This is a genomic window from Pseudomonas sp. D(2018), assembly GCF_005502555.1.
GTDB lineage: Bacteria > Pseudomonadota > Gammaproteobacteria > Pseudomonadales > Pseudomonadaceae > Metapseudomonas > Metapseudomonas resinovorans.
In genome coordinates this window covers 15,402-35,490 of record NZ_SCOK01000040.1, presented here as the reverse complement: position 1 = coordinate 35,490, position 20,089 = coordinate 15,402, and the positions used below count along the sequence as shown (strand labels likewise).

The following is a 20,089-nucleotide window of genomic DNA, read 5'->3' as shown; positions in this document are numbered from 1 at the left end:
GGATACAAAAGACGCCATACAAAAACAACTACCCACCGAGGTAAGACCCATGAGTGCTGCTTCTCTGTATCCGGTCCGCCCTGAAGTGGCCGCCCAGTCCCTGACGGACGAGGCGACCTACAAAGCCATGTACCAGCAGTCCGTGATCAATCCCGATGGCTTCTGGCGTGAACAGGCCAAGCGCATCGACTGGATCAAGCCTTTCACCAAGGTGAAGCAGACCTCCTTCGACGACCACCACGTCGATATCAAGTGGTTCGCTGACGGCACCCTCAACGTTTCCGCCAACTGCCTGGATCGCCACCTTGCCGAGCGTGGCGACCAGGTCGCGATCATCTGGGAAGGCGACGACCCTTCCGAGCACGAGCACATCACCTACCGCGATCTGCATGAGCGCGTCTGCAAGTTCGCCAACGCCCTGCGCGGCCAGGATGTTCACCGCGGCGACGTGGTGACTATCTATATGCCGATGATCCCGGAAGCCGTGGTGGCCATGCTGGCCTGCACCCGTATCGGTGCCATCCACTCCGTGGTGTTCGGCGGTTTCTCCCCTGAAGCCCTGGCCGGTCGCATCATCGACTGCCGCTCCAAGGTGGTGATCACCGCCGACGAAGGCTTGCGCGGCGGCAAGAAGACCCCGCTGAAAGCCAATGTCGACGACGCGCTGACCAACCCGGAAACCAGCAGCGTGCAGAAGATCATCGTGGTCAAGCGCACGGGCGGCGATATCAAGTGGAACCAGCATCGCGATGTCTGGTACGAGGATCTGATGAAGGTGGCGGGTAGCACCTGCGCGCCAAAGGAAATGGGCGCCGAGGATCCGCTGTTCATCCTCTACACCTCCGGCTCCACCGGCAAACCCAAGGGCGTACTGCACACCACAGGGGGTTACCTCACCTACGCGTCGCTGACCCATGAGCGCGTATTCGATTACCGCCCGGGCGAGGTGTTCTGGTGCACCGCCGACATCGGCTGGGTCACCGGCCACACCTATCTGGTCTACGGTCCGCTGTCCAACGGCGCGACGACTGTCATGTTCGAAGGCGTGCCGAACTACCCGGACATGACTCGCGTCGCCAAAATCATCGACAAGCACAAGGTCAACGTTCTCTACACCGCCCCCACCGCCATTCGCGCCATGATGGCCGAGGGCAAGGCTGCGGTCGAAGGCGCTGACGGCTCCAGCCTGCGCCTGTTGGGTTCGGTGGGTGAGCCGATCAACCCGGAAGCCTGGCACTGGTATTACGAGAATGTCGGCCAGGGCCGTTGCCCGATCGTCGATACCTGGTGGCAGACCGAAACCGGCGCCTGCCTGATGACTCCGCTGCCGGGCGCCCACGCCATGAAGCCGGGCTCCGCTGCGCGTCCGTTCTTTGGCGTGCAGCCAGCACTGGTGGATAACCTCGGCAACATCCTGGAAGGCGCGACCGAGGGCAACCTGGTGATCATCGATTCCTGGCCGGGCCAGGCGCGCACCCTGTACGGCGATCACGACCGCTTCGTCGACACCTACTTCAAGACCTTCAAGGGCATGTACTTCACCGGCGACGGCGCTCGTCGCGACGAAGACGGCTACTGGTGGATCACCGGTCGAGTGGATGATGTGCTCAACGTCTCTGGCCACCGCATGGGTACTGCAGAAATCGAGAGCGCCATGGTCGCCCACCCGAAAGTGGCCGAGGCTGCGGTGGTGGGTATGCCCCACGACATCAAAGGGCAGGGCATCTACGTCTACGTCACTCTGAACGCTGGAGAGGAGTCTTCCGAGCAGCTACGTCAGGAACTGAGGAACTGGGTGCGCAAGGAGATCGGTCCGATCGCTACCCCAGATGTAATCCAGTGGGCTCCGGGCCTTCCGAAGACCCGCTCGGGCAAGATCATGCGCCGCATCCTGCGCAAGATCGCCGTCGCCGAATATGACTCCCTCGGTGACATCTCCACCCTGGCTGATCCCGGCGTGGTGCAGCACCTCATCGATACTCACCGCACCATGCAAGCCGCCTGATCGGGGCTTGTCGCAAACCCCGCCCTGGCCACAAGCCGGGGCGGGGTTTTGCATTTCAGGAGCTGTGCGCTCGCACGTTGCCGTTGCGTTCAGTCGCGCCGGGAAAGTAGCGCGACTGCAGTCGGCCCCGCAGGCCGGGCATCAATGCCTCGCTGCAAATACCGATTTCTTATCGAGTTTTCGGCCGGAGAGGGGTGGTCGAGTAACAGTCCCCGTTACAGGTCGCACCATTCTGGTTCCATTGGGAACGCGTTGTCCTTAATTGGGGCGTTATTCGGGCCTCGAGAAACAAGGTGAAACTCGCAAGGTCGCGGAATAAAAGGGGCTTAAGTTTTGTGGTCCGATAATTGCCTTGCTATTGGGTTCTGCATCTAATCCTTTCGGCATTTTTCTTAGTGCCTGTCAATGCTCTTCATCCCCCTCTTCGGTGCTTCTGTAATTTGTTGTCGCATTGAAGAAATATCGACTTAAGGGCTGTGGCTAGAATGCCGCACACCCAGTCGGAGCCTTTTGCCTACAGCTTTCAGACAGCAAAGACGACGACTCTTCCTACAATTCGTGGACCGTCTGGGCGAATTCTCACGCTGCCAACAGAAGCCATATCCCTTTGAAGGAGTCATAACATGAAGAAGATTGCACTTCTCGGCGCCATGGCGCTGTCCCTGTTGTCGCCGTTGGCCGCCATTGCTGAGGACGCCAAGCCCCTGCGCATCGGTATTGAAGCCGCTTACCCGCCCTTCGCCTTCAAGACGCCGGAAGGCACCATCACCGGTTTCGACTACGACATCGGCAACGCCCTGTGCGCGGAAATGAAGGTCGAGTGCAAGTGGATCGAGCAGGAGTTCGATGGCCTGATCCCGGCCCTGAAAGTACGCAAGTTCGACGCCGTACTGTCTTCCATGAGCATCACCGAAGAGCGCCTGAAGTCGGTGGACTTCACCAAGAAGTACTACCACACCCCCGCTCGCCTGGCGATGAAGGAAGGCACCGTCATCAATGACCCGCTGACCGACCTCAAGGGCAAGAAAGTCGGCGTGCAGCGCGCCTCCATCTATGACCGCTACGCTACCGACGTCTTCGCGCCGGCCGGTGTTGAAGTGGTTCGCTACAGCTCGCAGAACGAGATCTTCCTGGACATGTCCGCTGGTCGCCTCGACGCCACCCTGGCGGACGTGGTGAATATCGACGACGGCTTCCTCAAGACCGACGCCGGCAAGGGCTTCGCCCTGGTAGGTCCGGCTTTCACCGAGAAGAAGTACTTCGGCGAAGGCGCCGGCATTGCCGTGCGCAAGGGCGACAAGGCCCTGGCCGAGAAGATCAACACCGCCATCGCCGCCATCCGCGCCAATGGCAAGTACAAAGAAGTACAGGACAAGTACTTCAAGTTCGACGTCTACGGCGAGTAATCGCTTTTCCCTGAAAGTGGCACAAACTTCACATAGCGGTTTGTGCCACTTTTTCGTTGTGGCGGTGCCGTCCGGAGCATTCCGGCGCGCTGCATGAGGATCTGAATCATGCTCAACGGCTACGGCTCGACCATTCTCGATGGTGCCTGGCTCACCCTGTTGCTGGCCCTGTCTTCCATAACCATGGCAGTGGTGCTCGGCCTGATCGGTGCGGCTTTTCGACTGTCCCCGATCAAGTGGTTGTCCTTGCTGGGGGAGACCTACGCCACCGTGATCCGCGGCATTCCTGACCTGGTGCTGATCCTGCTGATCTTCTACGGCGGTCAGCAGATCGTGAACGTCGTCGCGCCGATGGTCGGCTACGACGACTACATCGACCTGGACCCCTTCTGGTCCGGCGTCTTTACCCTTGGCTTCATCTTCGGCGCCTACCTGTCCGAGACCTTTCGCGGTGCCTTCATGGCGATTCCGAAAGGGCAGGGCGAGGCGGGGATGGCCTATGGCATGAGCGGCCCCAAGGTGTTCTTCCGCATTCTCGTGCCGCAGATGATTCGCCTGGCGATTCCCGGCTTCACCAACAACTGGCTGGTGTTGACCAAGGCCACCGCGCTGATTTCGGTGGTCGGCCTACAGGACATGATGTTCAAGGCCAAAAGTGCAGCGGACGCTACCCGTGAACCTTTCACCTTCTACCTCGCGGTTGCCGCGTTGTACCTGGTGCTGACCAGCGTTTCCCTGCTGGCGCTGCGCTACATGGAGCGACGCTACTCGGTAGGCATCAAGGCGGCTGAACTATGATCTTCGACTACAACGTGATCCTGGAGAGCCTGCCGCTCTACTTCGGTGGCGTGCTGGTGACCTTGAAGCTGCTGGCCATCTCCCTGGCTCTGGGGCTGACTGCAGCTGTTCCGCTGGCGCTGATGCGTGTATCCAAGCAGCCTTGGGTGAACTTCCCGGCCTGGCTCTACACCTATGTGATCCGCGGCACTCCGATGCTGGTGCAGCTGTTCCTGATCTACTACGGCTTGGCGCAGTTCGAGGCCGTGCGCGAGAGCGTCCTCTGGCCCTACCTGTCCAATGCGACCTTCTGCGCCTGCCTGGCCTTTGCCATCAATACCAGCGCGTACACTGCGGAAATTCTTGCTGGCAGCATCAAGGCCACGCCCCACGGCGAAATCGAGGCGGCCAAGGCCATGGGCATGTCCCGCGGCAAGCTCTACCGCCGCATCCTGCTGCCGTCGGCCCTGCGTCGTGCGCTGCCGCAGTACAGCAACGAAGTCATCATGATGCTGCACACCACCAGCCTGGCGTCCATCGTCACCCTGATCGACATCACCGGCGCCGCGCGCACCGTGAACTCGCAGTACTACCTGCCGTTCGAGGCGTTCATTACCGCAGGCGCGTTCTACCTGTGCCTGACTTTCATCCTGGTGCGCCTGTTCAAGGCCGCCGAGCGTCGCTACCTGGCCTATCTGGCCCCGCGCAAGGCCTGACGTCATGCAACGTATTGACCACGAGCTGCCCTGGGGATGCCTGGGAACCCGCCGCCAACTGACGGTCTTCCGATTCGGCAATGGCGCGCGCAAGACCTACATCCAGGCCTCGCTGCATGCTGATGAGTTGCCGGGCATGCGCGTTGCGGTCGAGCTCAAGCGTCGCCTGCGTGAGCTGGAAGGGCAGGGCCGCCTGAACGGTGTGATCGAACTGGTGCCAGTGGCCAACCCCCTGGGGCTTGGCCAGGTGCTCCAGGCGGTCCAGCAGGGTCGCTTCGAGCTGGGCAGCGGCAAGAACTTCAACCGTGACTTCGCTGACCTGGCCGGCCTGGTGGCCGAGCGCCTGGAAGGTCGTCTGGGTGCCGACGCCGCGGCCAACGTGGCGCTGATCCGCCAGGCAATGGGCGAGGCACTGGCCGCGCTGCCCCCGGCCGGTTCCGAGCTGGCGGGCATGCAACGGCTGCTGCTGCAGCATGCCTGCGATGCCGACCTGGTGCTGGACCTGCATTGCGACTTCGAGGCGGCCGTGCATCTGTACTGCCTGCCTCAGCACTGGTCAGGGTTGCGTCCGCTGGCGGCGCGCCTGGAGGCCGGTGCGGTGTTGACCGCCGAAGATTCCGGTGGCAGCTCTTTCGATGAATCCTGTTCGCTGCCTTGGCTGCGCCTGGCCCAGCGCTTCCCCGAAGCGTCTATTCCTCCGGCCTGCATGGCGACGACCGTTGAGCTTGGCAGCATGGCCGATACCGACAAGCCGCTGGCCGAAGCGCGCGCCGAAGCCATCCTGGCCTTCCTCGCCGAGCAGGGTCTGATCACTGGTGACTGGCCGGTGGCGCCCGAGGTCTGCTGCGAAGCCACGCCTTTCGAGGGCGCCGAGTACCTCTACCCGCCGCATTCCGGCGTGGTGAGCTTCCTGCAGCCCGCTGGCGCGAAGGTCAAGGCGGGTGAGCCGCTGTTCGAGGTGATCGATCCACTTGAAGACCGCCATGCCGTGGTTTGCGCCTCGGTAGACGGCGTGCTGTTCGCGCGTGAGCGGATGCGTTTCGCGCAACCTGGACTGTGGCTGGCCAAGGTGGCCGGCCGTGAACCTATTCGTCAGGGACGCCTGCTGAGCGACTGAGCCAAACGAGACCGAAACCATGTACAAACTGGAAGTCCAAGACCTGCACAAGCGCTATGGCAGCCACGAAGTCCTCAAGGGAGTGTCCCTGGCGGCAAAGGCGGGCGACGTCATCAGCATCATCGGCTCGAGCGGCTCGGGCAAGAGTACCTTCCTGCGCTGCATCAACATGCTGGAGCAGCCCCACGGCGGCAAGATTCTCCTCAATGGCGAAGAGCTGAAGCTCGTGGCCAACAAGGACGGTGGCCTGAAAGCGGCCGATGCCAAACAGCTGCAGCGCATGCGTTCGCGCCTTGCCATGGTGTTCCAGCATTTCAACCTCTGGTCGCACATGAGCGCCCTGGAGAACGTGATCGAAGCCCCGGTGCATGTGCTTGGTGTGCCGAAGAAAGAAGCCATCGAGAAGGCCGAACATTACCTGGCGAAAGTGGGTGTGGCCCATCGCAAGGACGCCTACCCGGCGCACATGTCCGGTGGTGAGCAGCAGCGCGTGGCCATCGCCCGCGCCCTGGCCATGGAGCCGGAAGTCATGCTGTTCGACGAACCCACCTCGGCACTGGATCCGGAGCTGGTGGGTGAAGTGCTCAAGGTCATGAAAGACCTGGCGGTGGAAGGCCGCACCATGGTGGTGGTGACCCACGAGATGGGCTTCGCCCGCGAGGTTTCCAACCAGCTGGTGTTCCTGCACAAGGGACTGGTGGAAGAGCGTGGTTGCCCGAAGGAAGTGCTGGCCAATCCGCAATCCGATCGCCTCAAACAGTTCCTTTCCGGCAGCCTCAAGTGAGCTCCGTCGCGGCGGCCCCAGGGCCGCCGCGACGCATTCGAAACCTGTCCTTGCCTTGTCCCTTTCCTTTTACCGGGGTCTGCTAAGCTGCCTGCCATGACTGCCCATCGAATCGCTTTTCTCCTCTGGCCCGGTACCAAGGCGCTGACTCTGGCGCTGGCTGAGGAAGCTCTGCGCGTTGCCCAGCGACTGCATCCGGAAGTGGTTTACGAGATGTCCTTCTTGCAGGCCGAACCGGCTGCCGAAGCGGCGTGGCGCCTGCCCGGCGAAGCCTGGGCCGGCAAGCTGGAGGGTCTGCAGCGCCTGTTCCTGTTGGCCGATGAGCCGCCGGCACAGATGTCGCCGGCGCTGTCGGCGGCCATCAAGCATGCGGTACGTGCCGGCTGCGTGATTGGCGGCCTGTCCGCGGGTGTCTATCCATTGGCGCAACTGGGCCTGCTGGATGGCTATCGCGCAGCAGTGCACTGGCGCTGGCAGGATGATTTCGCCGAGCGCTTCCCCAAGGTGATCGCCACCAGCCATCTGTTCGACTGGGATCGTGATCGTCTTACTGCCTGCGGTGGTCTGGCGGTACTCGACCTGCTGCTGGCAGTGCTGGCCCGTGACCACGGTGCCGAATTGGCTGGGGCGGTATCCGAGGAGCTGGTAGTCGAGCGCATCCGCGAAGGCGGCGAACGGCAGCGCATTCCTCTGCAGAATCGTCTGGGTTCCAGTCACCCGAAGCTGACTCAGGCCGTGCTGCTGATGGAGGCCAATATCGAAGAGCCGCTGACCACCGACGAGATTGCCCAGCATGTCTGCGTGTCCCGTCGTCAGTTGGAGCGGATCTTCAAGCAGTACCTCAATCGTGTACCCAGCCAGTACTACCTGGAGCTGCGCCTGAACAAGGCGCGCCAGATGCTGATGCAAACCAGCAAGTCGATCATCCAGATCGGCCTGTCCTGCGGCTTCTCCTCCGGTCCGCACTTCTCCAGCGCTTACCGCAACTTCTTCGGCGTCACCCCTCGCGAAGACCGCAACCAGCGTCGTGGTTCCAGCCCCTTCGACACCCAGCAGCCGGTCGCAGTGGCCGAGCGCGGCTGATCTCTCACCGCACTTCTCTTGTAGGGGCGAATGCATTCGCCAGGCGGGCCGCAGGCCAGCCTTTCGGGTTTCCATGGGGCAGATGCTCTGCCCTTGGCGAATAAATTGGCTATGTCTGCGTTAGCTGTTGCGAGAGATTTACCATTGGGCCAGGAGCCTTGTAGGAGCTGGCTTGCCAGCGAAGCGGGGCCATTCGCTGGCAAGCCAGCTCCTACGGGCAATGCATCTGCTTGCAACACGTACTGCAGACGGATCCAACAAATTCACCCCCACAGATATTCCAATCCCTTCGAGCATCAATACCCATCAGTCACCCTGTGGAGAAAATTTCCCTGCGGGTGCGTAGCAGCGGCGATCAGCGTTTAAACTGCGCCTTCCCGACGCTTTCTGTCGCATTTCCATAAGCGCCGGTTTTCGCGGGGTTGGTGCTGTAAGAAGTTGTCGCATGGTGGCAATGCCAACCCCGAATCAGTCCCTACAATCCTTTCATCACTAGCCGTTCATGGCAGGAGAAACTGATGTCCGTTGAGCATGCGCAGGTCGAGCGCGCCGATTTCGACAAGGTGATGGTTCCCAACTACGCCCCCGCTGCATTCATTCCGGTGCGTGGTCAGGGTTCCCGAGTCTGGGACCAGTCCGGTCGCGAGTTGATCGATTTTGCCGGCGGTATCGCAGTGAACTCCCTGGGCCACGCGCACCCGGCGCTGGTCAAGGCGCTGACCGAGCAGGCCAACAAGATCTGGCACGTCTCCAACGTCTTCACCAACGAGCCTGCCCTGCGCCTGGCCAAGAAACTGGTGGACGCCACCTTTGCCGAGCGCGTGTTCCTCGCCAACTCCGGTGCCGAGGCCAACGAAGCGGCTTTCAAGCTGGCCCGTCGTTATGCCCATGACGTCTATGGCCCACAGAAGCACGAGATCATCTCCGCCACCAACAGTTTCCACGGTCGTACCCTGTTCACCGTGACCGTTGGCGGCCAGCCGAAGTACTCCGACGGCTTCGGCCCGAAGATGGAAGGCATCAGCCATGTGCCCTATAACGATCTGGATGCCCTGAAGGCGGCCATTTCCGACAAGACCTGTGCTGTGGTTCTGGAACCCGTGCAGGGTGAGGGTGGCGTTCTGCCGGCCGACCAGGCTTACCTGGAAGGCGCCCGCAAGCTGTGTGACGAGCACAACGCGCTGCTGATCTTCGACGAAGTGCAGAGCGGCATGGGTCGTACCGGTCACCTGTTCGCCTACGAGCACTATGGTGTGACGCCGGACATCCTCTCCAGCGCCAAGAGCCTGGGCGGCGGTTTCCCCATCGGCGCCATGCTGACTACCAGCGAAATCGCCAAGCACCTGTCCGTGGGTACTCATGGCACCACCTATGGCGGTAACCCGCTGGCCAGCGCTGTCGCCGAAGCCGTGCTGGACGTGATCAACACCCCGGAAGTGCTCCGCGGCATCAACGCCAAGCACGACCGCTTCAAGACCCGTCTCGAAGCCATCGGTGCCAAGTACGGCATCTTCACCGAAGTTCGCGGCCTGGGCCTGCTGATTGGCGCCGTCCTCTCCGACGCCTGGAAGGGCAAGGCCAAGGACGTGCTGAATGCCGCCGAACAGGAAGCCGTGATGGTCCTGCAGGCCAGCCCGGACGTGGTGCGCTTCGCGCCGAGTCTGGTTATTCCGGATGCGGACATCGATGAAGGGCTGGATCGCTTCGAGCGCGCTGTCGCCAAGCTGACCCAGGCGTAAGCCTCTGCTGGACGCGGCGCAGGGAAGCGCTGCGCTGCGATCCCAGGGATGGAACAGATTCATGCGTGAGCGCGGGCCATAGGGGCCCGGCCTTCCTCCGAATGGAACCACTGGTTCGTTCGGGGTTTTCAACAAGAAAAGGAGTGACCCCCATGTTGGTGATGCGCCCCGCGCAAATGGCCGATCTCGCTGAAGTCCAGCGCCTGGCCGCGGACAGCCCCGTGGGTGTCACTTCGCTGCCGGATGACGCCCAGGTGCTGGGCGAGAAGATTGCCGCGTCCGAGGCTTCCTTCTCTGCCGAGGTGAGCTTCAACGGCGAGGAGAGCTATTTCTTCGTCCTTGAGGACAGCAAGACTGGCCGTCTGGCAGGTTGCTCGGCGATCGTCGCCTCGGCCGGATTTTCCGAACCCTTCTACAGCTTCCGTAACGAGACTTTCGTGCATGCCTCTCGTTCGCTGTCGATCCACAACAAGATCCATGTCCTGTCGCTCTGCCATGACCTCACCGGCAACAGCCTGCTGACCAGTTTCTACGTCGAGCGCGACCTGGTGAACACTTCCGTTGCCGAACTCAACTCCCGCGGCCGTCTGCTGTTCATGGCAAGCAACCCGGAGCGCTTCGCCGACGCGGTGGTGGTGGAGATCGTCGGCTACAGCGACGAGCACGGCGAGTCGCCGTTCTGGGATGCGGTGGGGCGTAATTTCTTCGACCTCAACTACACCGAGGCCGAGCGCCTGTCCGGCCTGAAGAGTCGTACCTTCCTCGCCGAGTTGATGCCGCACTACCCGATCTATGTGCCGCTGCTGCCGGATGAAGCCCAGGAATCCATGGGGCAGGTGCATCCGCGTGCGCAGATCACCTTCGACATCCTGATGCGCGAAGGCTTCGAGACCGACAACTACATCGACATCTTCGACGGTGGTCCGACCCTTCACGCCCGCACTTCGAGCATCCGCTCCATCGCCCAGAGCCGCATGGTGCCGGTGAAGCTGGGTGACCAGGGCAAGGGTGGCCGCCAGTACCTGGTGTGCAACGGCCAGCTGCAGGATTTCCGTGCGATCGTCGCCGAACTCGACTGGGTGCCCGGCAAACCTGTGGTGCTTGGCGAAGAAGCCGCCGAAGCCCTGGGTGTTGGCGAAGGCGCCAGCGTTCGACTGATTGCCGTTTGAGTCTTAGACCCTCCTCCCGTCGGGAGGAGGTGGCCCCTGGTTGGGCCGGATGAGAGCACCGCTCTCTCCCTGGCTTTCTTCCCGGACGGAAGGAAGCGCAATTTCTGGAGGCACTATGATCGTTCGTCCCGTACGCAGCGCCGATTTACCGGCCCTGATCGACCTGGCGCGCAGCACTGGCGCAGGCCTGACCACGCTGCCGGCCAATGAAGAGCGCCTGGCGCATCGAGTCGGCTGGGCGGAGAAGGCATTCCATGGCGAGGCCGAGCGCGCCGATGCGGACTACCTGTTCGTCCTCGAAGACGACGATGGCACCGTTATTGGCATTTCCGCCGTGGCCGGCGCCGTGGGCTTGCGTGAGCCCTGGTACAACTACCGGGTCGGCCTGACCGTCAGCGCCTCCCAGGAGCTGAACATCCACCGCCAGATTCCCACGCTGTTCCTGGCCAATGACCTGACTGGCAACTCCGAGCTCTGCTCGCTGTTCCTCCATTCCGGTCATCGCACGGGGTTGAACGGCCGGCTGCTGTCCAAGGCGCGCTTCCTGTTCATCGCCGAGTTCCCGGAGCTGTTCGGTGACAAGGTGATTGCCGAGATGCGCGGCATGTCTGACGAGCACGGTGTTTCCCCGTTCTGGGAAAGCCTCGGGCGGCACTTCTTCAAGATGGAGTTCTCCCGCGCCGACTACCTTACCGGCGTGGGCAACAAGGCCTTCATCGCCGAACTGATGCCCAGGTTCCCGCTCTACACCTGCTTCCTGTCTGAAGCGGCGCGCAACATTATCGGCCGCGTGCACACCGATACCGAACCCGCGCTGGCCATGCTCAAGAGCGAGGGCTTCAGCTATCAGGGCTACGTCGACATTTTCGACGCCGGTCCGGCCATCGAGTGCGAGACCGCGAAGATTCGCGCCGTGCGCGATAGCCAGAACTTGGTGCTGGCTGTTGGCACGCCGGGCGACGACGCTACGCCTTTCCTGATCCATAACCGCAAGCGCGAAGACTGCCGCATCACTGCCGCGCCCGCCCGTCTGGCCGCCGGTACCCTGGTGGTGGATGCGCTGACCGCCAAGCGCCTGAAACTCTCCGCCGGCGCCTCGGTTCGCGCCGTGCCGCTGTCGGCCAAGGAGTCCGTATAAATGAGCACTCACTTCATTGCTGGTAATTGGCAGGCAGGGCGGGGCGAGGCGTTCGATTCGCTGAACCCTGTGACCCAGGCGGTCGTCTGGTCCGGCCGCGGCGCGACTGCTGATCAGGTCGAGGAAGCCGCCAAGGCTGCGCGCGCTGCCTTCCCGGCCTGGGCGCGCCGCCCGCTGGAAGAGCGCATCACCATCCTCGAACAGTTCGCTGTGACCCTGCGCAACCACGCCGATGAGCTGGCTCGTTGCATAGGCGAAGAAACCGGAAAACCGCTGTGGGAGTCCGCGACCGAAGTGACCAGTATGGTCAACAAGGTCGCCATCTCCATTCAGAGCTACCGCGAACGTACCGGCGAAAAGAGCGGCCCCCTGGCCGATGCCACCGCCGTGCTGCGCCACAAGCCCCACGGCGTGGTGGCGGTGTTCGGCCCCTACAACTTCCCTGGTCACCTGCCCAACGGCCACATCGTGCCCGCACTGCTGGCTGGTAACGCGGTGATCTTCAAACCCAGCGAGCTGACCCCAAAGGTCGCCGAGCTTACCGTCAAGTGCTGGATCGAGGCCGGATTGCCGGCTGGCGTGCTCAATCTGGTTCAGGGCGGCCGTGAGACCGGCATCGCCCTGGCGGGCAATCCAGGTCTGGACGGCCTGTTCTTCACCGGCTCCAGCCGCACTGGCAACCTGCTGCACCAACAGTTCGCCGGCCGACCGGACAAGATCCTCGCCCTGGAAATGGGCGGCAACAACCCGCTGGTGGTGGACCAGGTGCAGGACGTGGACGCCGCGGTCTACACCATCATTCAATCGGCCTTCATTTCCGCCGGCCAACGCTGCACCTGTGCCCGCCGCCTGCTGGTGCCGGAAGGCGCCTGGGGCGATGCCCTGCTGGCACGCCTGGTGAGTGTCGCCAGTACCATCAAGGTCGGTGCCTTCGACGCCCAGCCCGCACCGTTCATGGGGTCGGTGATTTCCCTGGATGCCGCCCGTCATCTGATCAAGGCGCAGGACCATCTTGTCGCGGGTGGAGCCAAGGTACTGTTGGCCATGTCCCAGCCGCTGGCGACCGCCGCACTGCTGACCCCCGGCATTCTTGACGTGACCGCCGTGGTCGATCGCCCCGACGAGGAGTTCTTCGGTCCGCTGCTGCAGGTAATCCGCTACCGCGACTTCGATGCCGCCATCACGGAGGCCAACGCCACTCAGTACGGCCTGGCTGCCGGTCTGCTGTCGGACTCCGCCGAGCGCTACCAGCAGTTCCTCATCGAGAGCCGCGCCGGCATCGTCAACTGGAACAAGCAACTCACCGGTGCCGCCAGCAGCGCACCCTTCGGTGGTGTAGGTGCGTCCGGCAACCATCGCGCCAGCGCCTACTATGCCGCTGACTACTGCGCCTACCCGGTGGCGTCGCTGGAAAGCGAAACCCTTGCCTTGCCTGCAACCCTTACTCCAGGAGTCAGCCTGTGAACGCCTATGAAGTGAACTTCGACGGACTGGTCGGTCCGACCCACAACTATGGCGGTCTGTCCTACGGTAACGTCGCCTCGCAGAGCAACAGCCAGGCGGTTTCCAATCCGAAGGAAGCTGCGCTGCAGGGCCTGGGCAAGATGAAGGCACTGATGGAAATGGGCTTCAAGCAGGGTGTGTTCGCCCCTCAGGAACGCCAGGACGTCGCCGCCCTGCGCAGCCTGGGTTTCTCCGGCACCGATGCCGAAGTGATCGCCAAGGCCGCCAAGGAAGCCATGCCGCTTCTGGCTGCCTGCAGTTCCGCCTCCAGCATGTGGACCGCCAACTCCTGCACCGTCAGCCCCAGCGCCGACACCGCGGATGGCCGCGTGCATTTCACTGCTGCCAACCTGAACTGCAAGTTCCATCGTTCCATCGAGCACCCGACTACCAGCCGCGTGCTGGGCGCGATGTTCGCCAATGACAAATTCTTTGCCCACCATACTGCCCTGCCCGCAGTTGGCCAGTTCGGCGACGAAGGTGCGGCCAACCACACCCGCTTCTGCAAGGGCTACGGTGATGCCGGTGTCGAATTCTTCGTGTTCGGACGCAGCGCCTTCGACAGCCGTTTCCCAGCGCCGCAACGCTACCCGGCGCGGCAGACCCTGGAGGCCAGCCAGGCGGTCGCCCGTCTGCATGGTTTGGGATCTGAAGGCGTGGTCTACGCTCAGCAGAACCCGGCGGTGATCGATCAGGGTGTGTTCCACAACGACGTGATTTCGGTGGGGAATGGCGAAGTGCTGTTCTACCACGAGGATGCCTTCCTCGAGACTGACAAGGTGCTGGCCGAGCTGGACAGCAAGCTGGGCAAGCGTGGTGGTCGTTTCCAGGCGGTGCGCGTACCGCGCAGCGCAGTGGGGGTGGAGGACGCAGTGCGTTCTTACCTGTTCAACAGCCAGCTGCTTAGTCGTGCTGACGGCAGCATGCTGCTGATCGTGCCGGAAGAGTGCCGCAGCAACGCCAACGTCTGGAACTACCTGAGCCAGCTGACTTCGGACCAGGGCCCGATCCGCGAAGTGAAGGTCTTCGACCTCAAGCAGAGCATGCAGAACGGCGGCGGGCCGGCTTGCCTTCGCCTGCGCGTGGCGCTGAAGGAAGACGAGCTGGCAGCGGTGAATCAGGGGGTGATCATGTCCCCGCAACTTCACGCCACCCTGACCACCTGGGTCGAGAAGCACTACCGTGACCGCCTCAGTGAAGCCGACCTGGCCGACCCGCAATTGCTGGTGGAGTGCCGGACGGCATTGGATGAACTGACGCAGATCCTTAAACTGGGCGCTGTTTATCCCTTCCAGCTCAACTGAGAAACCTGAAATGTCCGATGCCCTGCAACTTATCCTCGAAGATACCGACGGCACCCAGCTCGAAACCTCCTGCACCCGTTTCGCCGTTATCTGGCAGGGCAAGGAAGTCTGGATCCAGCAGGCCGGCAACGGTCAGCTGCTGATTGGCGTAGATGTGGAGGAAGGTGACACCGAGTACGCCAACCTGCTGCTGCGCCCGCTGGCTACCAACCTGGTCAGCCTGCAACTGGAAATGGAACCGGCCGACGCCGACGCTGACGACGACCATGTCCATGGTCCCGACTGCGATCACGATCATTGAGGTAACAGGATGCTAGCCCTCGGAAAACTGCTCGAATTGACCCTCGCCGGCCGTGAGCCGACCGAGAAGATCCAGCTGACATCCGGGGGCGTGCGCCTGCACTGGTTGGGCGAGGGGGCGCTGGACGTCACCCCGCCAGCCGCCGAAGACAGCGGGCTGGACCTGCTGCTTTCGGCAGGGGTGCATGGTAACGAGACCGCCCCGATCGAACTTCTGGACCGCCTGGTCCAGTCCATCGCACGCGGCCAGCTCAAGCCGCGCGCACGTATACTTTTCCTGCTGGGCAACCCCGAGGCCATCCGTCGTGGCGATCGCTTCGTCGAGCAGGATGTCAACCGTCTGTTCAATGGCCGCCATGCCGAATCCAGTGGCTTCGAAGCCATGCGTGCCGGAGAACTGGAGCGATACGCTGCTGCGTTCTTCAGCAAGCCTGACCGCGACCGCCTGCACTACGATCTGCACACCGCCATCCGTGGCTCCAAGATCGAGCAGTTCGCGCTGTACCCCTATGTCGAGGGCCGCGAGCATTCGCGCCAGGAACTGGCCCGCCTGCGCGACGCCGGGATAGACGCGGTGCTGCTGCAGAACAAGACCGGTATCACCTTCAGTTCCTACACCTACGCGTGCCTGGGGGCCGAAGCCTTTACCCTGGAGCTGGGCAAGGCGAGGCCTTTCGGTAGCAACGAGGAGGTCAACCTCGATCGTCTGGAGGCTCGCCTGTGTTCGATCGTCGAAGGCTGCGAGCCGGCCACTGACGGAGAAAGCCTGGATGGCTTGCAGCTGTTCTCGGTATCCCGGGAGATCATCAAGCACAGCGAGTCCTTCCGGCTGCACCTGGCACCGGACATCGAGAACTTCAGCGAGCTGCCCGTGGGCTATCTGCTGGCGGAAGATATCGCCGGTACCCGCTGGGTGGTGGAAGAGCAGGGCGCGCGGATTATCTTCCCCAATCCCAAGGTGAAGAACGGTCTGCGGGCGGGCATCCTGATCGTGCCGGCCGACGTCTGACGATTCATCCCTTTCTGTACCTGTACCCGCACGGCGCCGGGCTTTAGGATCGGGCTCTTCGCCCATCCAAGGAGCCCGGCATGAGCCTGATTGATCTGCGTAGCGACACCGTCACCCAACCCACTGCCGGAATGCGCGAGGCCATGCAGCGCGCCCAGCTGGGCGACGACGTCTATGGCGAAGACCCGACTGTCAATCGCCTGGAAGCCACTCTGGCCGAGCGCCTGGGCTTCGAAGGCGCACTTTTCGTACCCACGGGCACGATGAGCAACCTGCTGGGGCTGATGGCCCATTGCGAGCGCGGCGACGAATACATCGTCGGCCAGCAGGCGCATACCTATAAGTACGAAGGTGGTGGCGCCGCCGTGCTGGGTTCCATCCAGCCCCAGCCAATCGATGGCGAGGCCGACGGCAGCCTGGGCCTCTCCAAGGTCGAAGCTGCCATCAAGCAGGACGACTTCCACTTCGCCCGCACCCGCCTGCTGGCCCTGGAAAACACCATGCAAGGCAAGGTGCTGCCGCTGGGCTACCTGGCGGCGGCCCGTGAGCTGACTCGCCGGCGTGGCCTCGGCCTGCACCTGGATGGCGCCCGGTTGTACAACGCGGCGGTAAAGCTGGGCGTGGACGCCCGTGAGATCACCCGGCACTTCGACTCGGTTTCCGTATGTCTGTCCAAGGGCCTGGGGGCGCCGGTGGGGTCGGTGCTGTGCGGCAGCGCGGCCCTGATCGGCAAGGCGCGGCGCCTGCGCAAGATGGTCGGCGGTGGCATGCGTCAGGCTGGCCTGCTCGCGGCAGCGGGCCTCTACGCGCTGGACTATCAGGTCGAGCGCCTGGCTGAGGATCACGCGAACGCCGAGCGTCTGGGCGCTGGGCTGCGGGAGTTCGGTTTTGCCGTAGAACCGGTGCAGACCAACATGGTCTACGTGCAAGTCGGTGATCAGGCCGGCGCATTGGGTGCGTTCCTTTCCGCTCGCGGTATCCGCGTGAGCCCGGCCGCGCGCCTGCGCCTGGTGACCCACCTGGATGTGCAGGCCGCCGATGTTCCACGTGTGATCGAGGCTTTTGCGGCTTTCCAGCAGGCCTGAGTCGGCGGCGCGCATAAATAGCCGCCATCTATCGCACAAAGAGACTATCCCCGTAGCGCAGGGCCGATATAATGCGGCCCTTTGCCGGTGATTCGTATGTCCGTCGCCAGACGGCTGCGAGTTTCGCGCGCAATGTTGGAAACAGGCGGGAAATGCCGGGATATTCTGGAAAACCTGCTGCTTTCTCGCTGATTTCCACTTGCCGTCCTTCGCCGATAACGATTTGCACCCGCCGTCGTGGCCGCAGTTTCCGTGGAAGAACCTATGAAAAGCGCAGAAATCCGTGAAGCCTTCCTGAGCTTCTTCGAAGAGAAGGGGCATACCCGTGTCGCTTCCAGCTCCCTGATTCCGGGCAACGACCCGACCCTGCTGTTCACCAACGCGGGGATGAACCAGTTCAAGGACTGCTTCCTTGGCCTGGAAAAGCGCGCCTACACCCGTGCCACCACCAGCCAGAAATGCGTGCGCGCCGGCGGCAAGCACAACGACCTGGAAAACGTCGGCTATACCGCGCGTCACCACACCTTCTTCGAAATGCTGGGCAACTTCAGCTTTGGCGACTATTTCAAGCGTGATGCCATCCATTTCGCCTGGGAATTCCTCACCGGCGACAAGTGGCTGAAACTGCCGAAAGACAAACTCTGGGTCACCGTCTACGCCACCGATGACGAGGCCTATGACATCTGGACCAAGGAAGTCGGCATTCCCCACGAGCGCATGGTGCGCATCGGCGACAACAAGGGCGCTCCGTACGCCTCCGACAATTTCTGGGCCATGGGCGATACCGGCCCGTGCGGTCCCTGCACCGAGATCTTCTTCGACCACGGCCCCGACATCTGGGGCGGCCCGCCCGGCTCCCCGGAAGAAGACGGCGACCGCTACATCGAGATCTGGAACAACGTGTTCATGCAGTTCAACCGTACGGCTGACGGCGTGATGCACCCGCTGCCGGCCCCGAGCGTGGACACCGGCATGGGCCTGGAGCGCATCAGTGCTGTGCTGCAGCACGTGCATTCGAACTACGAGATCGACCTGTTCCAGAGCCTGCTGAAAGCCTCCGCGGATGCTGTTGGTTGCGCCAACGACGACGCGCCGTCGCTGAAAGTAGTGGCCGACCACATCCGTTCCTGCTCCTTCCTGATCGCCGATGGCGTGCTGCCGTCCAATGAAGGCCGCGGCTATGTGCTGCGCCGCATCATCCGTCGCGCCTGCCGTCACGGTAACAAGCTGGGCGCCAAGGGCAGCTTCTTCCACAAGATCGTTGCCGCCCTGGTTGGTGAGATGGGCGAAGCCTTCCCCGAGCTCAAGCAGCAGCAGGCGCATATAGAGCGCGTGCTGAAGACCGAGGAAGAGCAGTTTGCCAAGACCCTGGAGCAGGGCCTGCGTATCCTCGAACAGGACCTGGCGGGCCTCTCCGGTACCGTCATCCCGGGCGACGTGGTGTTCAAGCTGTATGACACCTACGGCTTCCCCATGGACCTGACCGGCGATATCGCTCGCGAGCGCGGCCTGACCCTCGACGAGGAAGGTTTCGAGCGCGAAATGGATAAGCAGCGCGAGCTGTCCCGTGCTTCCAGCGCCTTCGGTATGGATTACAACGCGCTGGTCAAGGTCGACGCCGATACCGATTTCACCGGTTATGTCTGCACCCATGGTGATGCCAAGGTCGTCGCCCTGTTCAAGGACGGCCAGGCCGTCGAACAGCTCGCCGAAGGCGAGGAGGGCGTGTTGGTCCTCGATCGCACGCCTTTCTATGCCGAGTCCGGTGGCCAGGTGGGTGACTGCGGCTTCATCGCCGCCAGCGGTCTGCGCTTCGACGTTCGTGATACCACCAAGGCCGGCGGCGCATTCCTGCACCACGGCGTGGTCGACCACGGCACCCTGCGTGTGGGCGCTGCCGTCACCGCCCAGGTGGACGCTACCGTGCGCCAGGCCACCGCGCTCAACCACTCTGCCACCCACCTGTTGCACGCGGCCCTGCGCCAAGTGCTGGGCGATCATGTGCAGCAGAAAGGCTCCCTGGTGGACAGCCAGCGCCTGCGCTTCGACTTCAGTCACTTCGAGTCGATAAAGCCTGAACAGTTGAAAGCGCTGGAAGACATCGTCAACGCTGAAATCCGCAAGAACAGCGAAGTCGAGACCGAGGAAACCGATATCGACACAGCCAAGGCCAAAGGCGCCATGGCCCTGTTCGGTGAGAAGTACGGCGATCAGGTTCGCGTACTGACCATGGGTGGCGATTTCTCCGTCGAGCTCTGCGGCGGCACCCACGTGTCCCGCACGGGTGACATCGGCCTGTTCAAGATCACCAGCGAAGGCGGTGTGGCTGCTGGCGTTCGTCGTATCGAAGCAGTGACCGGCGCTGCTGCGCTGGCCTACCTGAACGGTGCCGAAGAACAACTCAAGGAAGCCGCGGGCCTGGTCAAAGGCAGTCGCGACAACCTGCTGGACAAACTGTCCGCACTGCTGGAGCGCAATCGCCAGCTCGAGAAAGAGCTGGAGCAGCTCAAGGCCAAGGCGGCCAGCGCTGCCGGCGACGATCTGGCGTCTTCCGCCATCGACGTCAAAGGCGTGAAGGTGCTGGCTGCGCGTCTGGATGGACTGGACGGCGATGCGCTGTTGGCGCTGGTCGACCAATTGAAGAACAAGCTCGGCCGCGCGGTGATCCTGCTCGGCGGTGCGCTGGAGGGCAAGGTGACACTGGTCGCCGGCGTCACCCAGGACCTGACCGGCCAACTCAAAGCCGGCGATCTGATGAAGCAGGCCGCGGCAGCGGTTGGCGGCAAGGGCGGTGGTCGCCCTGACATGGCGCGTGGCGGCGGTACCGACGCTGCGGCCCTGGAACAGGCTCTGGCCTTGGCCGTACCGTTCGTCGAGCAGGGGCTCTAAAGCCCTCCGCCATCGGCCCGCCCCACGCCCGGCGGGCCTTGGCAGTGTTCTGCGTTGATTGTTTA

Annotated in this window: 16 protein-coding genes; all 16 read left to right on the top strand. The window is 62.8% G+C overall.

Annotated features, from left to right (window positions below):
- The first annotated feature begins 49 nt into the window (after positions 1 to 49).
- Positions 50 to 2,005 carry an acetate--CoA ligase gene (acs, locus tag FFS60_RS21410; RefSeq protein WP_028626368.1) on the top strand — a complete coding sequence of 652 codons (1,956 nt, stop codon included), beginning with the start codon at positions 50 to 52 and terminating at the stop codon, positions 2,003 to 2,005.
- Positions 2,006 to 2,628: 623 nt separating this feature from the next.
- Positions 2,629 to 3,411 (top strand): ABC transporter substrate-binding protein, encoded by a 783-nt coding sequence (locus FFS60_RS21405; protein ID WP_137823090.1) that lies wholly within the window; start codon positions 2,629 to 2,631, stop codon positions 3,409 to 3,411.
- Between the two features lie 108 nt (positions 3,412 to 3,519).
- A complete protein-coding gene (locus FFS60_RS21400) occupies positions 3,520 to 4,209 on the top strand; it encodes an ABC transporter permease (RefSeq protein ID WP_028626370.1) in 690 nt (229 codons plus the stop codon).
- The gene (locus tag FFS60_RS21395) at positions 4,206 to 4,904 is read left to right on the top strand and encodes an ABC transporter permease (RefSeq protein WP_137823089.1); all 699 of its coding nucleotides are present in this window, start codon (positions 4,206 to 4,208) and stop codon (positions 4,902 to 4,904) included. Before FFS60_RS21400 ends, FFS60_RS21395 begins: the two co-directional genes overlap by 4 nt.
- Positions 4,905 to 4,908: 4 nt before the next feature.
- Entirely contained in the window at positions 4,909 to 6,021 is a 1,113-nt protein-coding gene (locus FFS60_RS21390; protein ID WP_137823088.1) for a succinylglutamate desuccinylase/aspartoacylase family protein, read from the top strand.
- A 19-nt stretch (positions 6,022 to 6,040) separates the two neighbouring features.
- Positions 6,041 to 6,805 carry an arginine/ornithine transport ATP-binding protein AotP gene (aotP, locus tag FFS60_RS21385; protein WP_028626373.1) on the top strand — a complete coding sequence of 255 codons (765 nt, stop codon included), beginning with the start codon at positions 6,041 to 6,043 and terminating at the stop codon, positions 6,803 to 6,805.
- A gap of 96 nt (positions 6,806 to 6,901) precedes the next feature.
- Positions 6,902 to 7,888 (top strand): transcriptional regulator ArgR, encoded by a 987-nt coding sequence (gene argR / locus FFS60_RS21380; protein WP_137823087.1) that lies wholly within the window; start codon positions 6,902 to 6,904, stop codon positions 7,886 to 7,888.
- A gap of 518 nt (positions 7,889 to 8,406) precedes the next feature.
- Entirely contained in the window at positions 8,407 to 9,627 is a 1,221-nt protein-coding gene (locus FFS60_RS21375; protein ID WP_137823086.1) for an aspartate aminotransferase family protein, read from the top strand.
- Positions 9,628 to 9,779: 152 nt separating this feature from the next.
- Positions 9,780 to 10,796, top strand: a complete 1,017-nt coding sequence (gene aruF / locus FFS60_RS21370; RefSeq protein WP_028626376.1) for an arginine/ornithine succinyltransferase subunit alpha — start codon at positions 9,780 to 9,782, stop codon at positions 10,794 to 10,796.
- A 115-nt stretch (positions 10,797 to 10,911) separates the two neighbouring features.
- The gene (astA, locus tag FFS60_RS21365; protein WP_028626377.1) at positions 10,912 to 11,934 is read left to right on the top strand and encodes an arginine N-succinyltransferase; all 1,023 of its coding nucleotides are present in this window, start codon (positions 10,912 to 10,914) and stop codon (positions 11,932 to 11,934) included.
- Complete coding sequence (astD, locus tag FFS60_RS21360) at positions 11,935 to 13,398, top strand: succinylglutamate-semialdehyde dehydrogenase (protein ID WP_137823085.1); 1,464 nt, start codon at positions 11,935 to 11,937, stop codon at positions 13,396 to 13,398.
- The gene (astB, locus tag FFS60_RS21355) at positions 13,395 to 14,741 is read left to right on the top strand and encodes an N-succinylarginine dihydrolase (protein WP_137823084.1); all 1,347 of its coding nucleotides are present in this window, start codon (positions 13,395 to 13,397) and stop codon (positions 14,739 to 14,741) included. The genes astD and astB overlap by 4 nt, the downstream gene beginning before the upstream one ends.
- A gap of 10 nt (positions 14,742 to 14,751) precedes the next feature.
- Entirely contained in the window at positions 14,752 to 15,042 is a 291-nt protein-coding gene (locus FFS60_RS21350) for a hypothetical protein (RefSeq protein ID WP_028626380.1), read from the top strand.
- Between the two features lie 9 nt (positions 15,043 to 15,051).
- A complete protein-coding gene (astE, locus tag FFS60_RS21345; RefSeq protein WP_137823083.1) occupies positions 15,052 to 16,050 on the top strand; it encodes a succinylglutamate desuccinylase in 999 nt (332 codons plus the stop codon).
- An 80-nt stretch (positions 16,051 to 16,130) separates the two neighbouring features.
- The gene (gene ltaE, locus FFS60_RS21340) at positions 16,131 to 17,135 is read left to right on the top strand and encodes a low-specificity L-threonine aldolase (protein WP_137823082.1); all 1,005 of its coding nucleotides are present in this window, start codon (positions 16,131 to 16,133) and stop codon (positions 17,133 to 17,135) included.
- Between the two features lie 264 nt (positions 17,136 to 17,399).
- Positions 17,400 to 20,024 carry an alanine--tRNA ligase gene (gene alaS, locus FFS60_RS21335; protein WP_028626383.1) on the top strand — a complete coding sequence of 875 codons (2,625 nt, stop codon included), beginning with the start codon at positions 17,400 to 17,402 and terminating at the stop codon, positions 20,022 to 20,024.
- Positions 20,025 to 20,089 lie beyond the last annotated feature (65 nt).

What these genes read in the sequence shown, in the direction of transcription:
- acs (WP_028626368.1), top strand. Translation starts at nt 50, where the DNA reads ATGAGTGCTGCTTCTCTGTATCCGGTCCGCCCTGAAGTGGCCGCCCAG.
- FFS60_RS21405 (WP_137823090.1), top strand. Translation starts at nt 2,629, where the DNA reads ATGAAGAAGATTGCACTTCTCGGCGCCATGGCGCTGTCCCTGTTGTCG.
- FFS60_RS21400 (WP_028626370.1), top strand. Translation starts at nt 3,520, where the DNA reads ATGCTCAACGGCTACGGCTCGACCATTCTCGATGGTGCCTGGCTCACC.
- FFS60_RS21395 (WP_137823089.1), top strand. Translation starts at nt 4,206, where the DNA reads ATGATCTTCGACTACAACGTGATCCTGGAGAGCCTGCCGCTCTACTTC.
- FFS60_RS21390 (WP_137823088.1), top strand. Translation starts at nt 4,909, where the DNA reads ATGCAACGTATTGACCACGAGCTGCCCTGGGGATGCCTGGGAACCCGC.
- aotP (WP_028626373.1), top strand. Translation starts at nt 6,041, where the DNA reads ATGTACAAACTGGAAGTCCAAGACCTGCACAAGCGCTATGGCAGCCAC.
- argR (WP_137823087.1), top strand. Translation starts at nt 6,902, where the DNA reads ATGACTGCCCATCGAATCGCTTTTCTCCTCTGGCCCGGTACCAAGGCG.
- FFS60_RS21375 (WP_137823086.1), top strand. Translation starts at nt 8,407, where the DNA reads ATGTCCGTTGAGCATGCGCAGGTCGAGCGCGCCGATTTCGACAAGGTG.
- aruF (WP_028626376.1), top strand. Translation starts at nt 9,780, where the DNA reads ATGTTGGTGATGCGCCCCGCGCAAATGGCCGATCTCGCTGAAGTCCAG.
- astA (WP_028626377.1), top strand. Translation starts at nt 10,912, where the DNA reads ATGATCGTTCGTCCCGTACGCAGCGCCGATTTACCGGCCCTGATCGAC.
- astD (WP_137823085.1), top strand. Translation starts at nt 11,935, where the DNA reads ATGAGCACTCACTTCATTGCTGGTAATTGGCAGGCAGGGCGGGGCGAG.
- FFS60_RS21350 (WP_028626380.1), top strand. Translation starts at nt 14,752, where the DNA reads ATGTCCGATGCCCTGCAACTTATCCTCGAAGATACCGACGGCACCCAG.
- astE (WP_137823083.1), top strand. Translation starts at nt 15,052, where the DNA reads ATGCTAGCCCTCGGAAAACTGCTCGAATTGACCCTCGCCGGCCGTGAG.
- ltaE (WP_137823082.1), top strand. Translation starts at nt 16,131, where the DNA reads ATGAGCCTGATTGATCTGCGTAGCGACACCGTCACCCAACCCACTGCC.
- alaS (WP_028626383.1), top strand. Translation starts at nt 17,400, where the DNA reads ATGAAAAGCGCAGAAATCCGTGAAGCCTTCCTGAGCTTCTTCGAAGAG.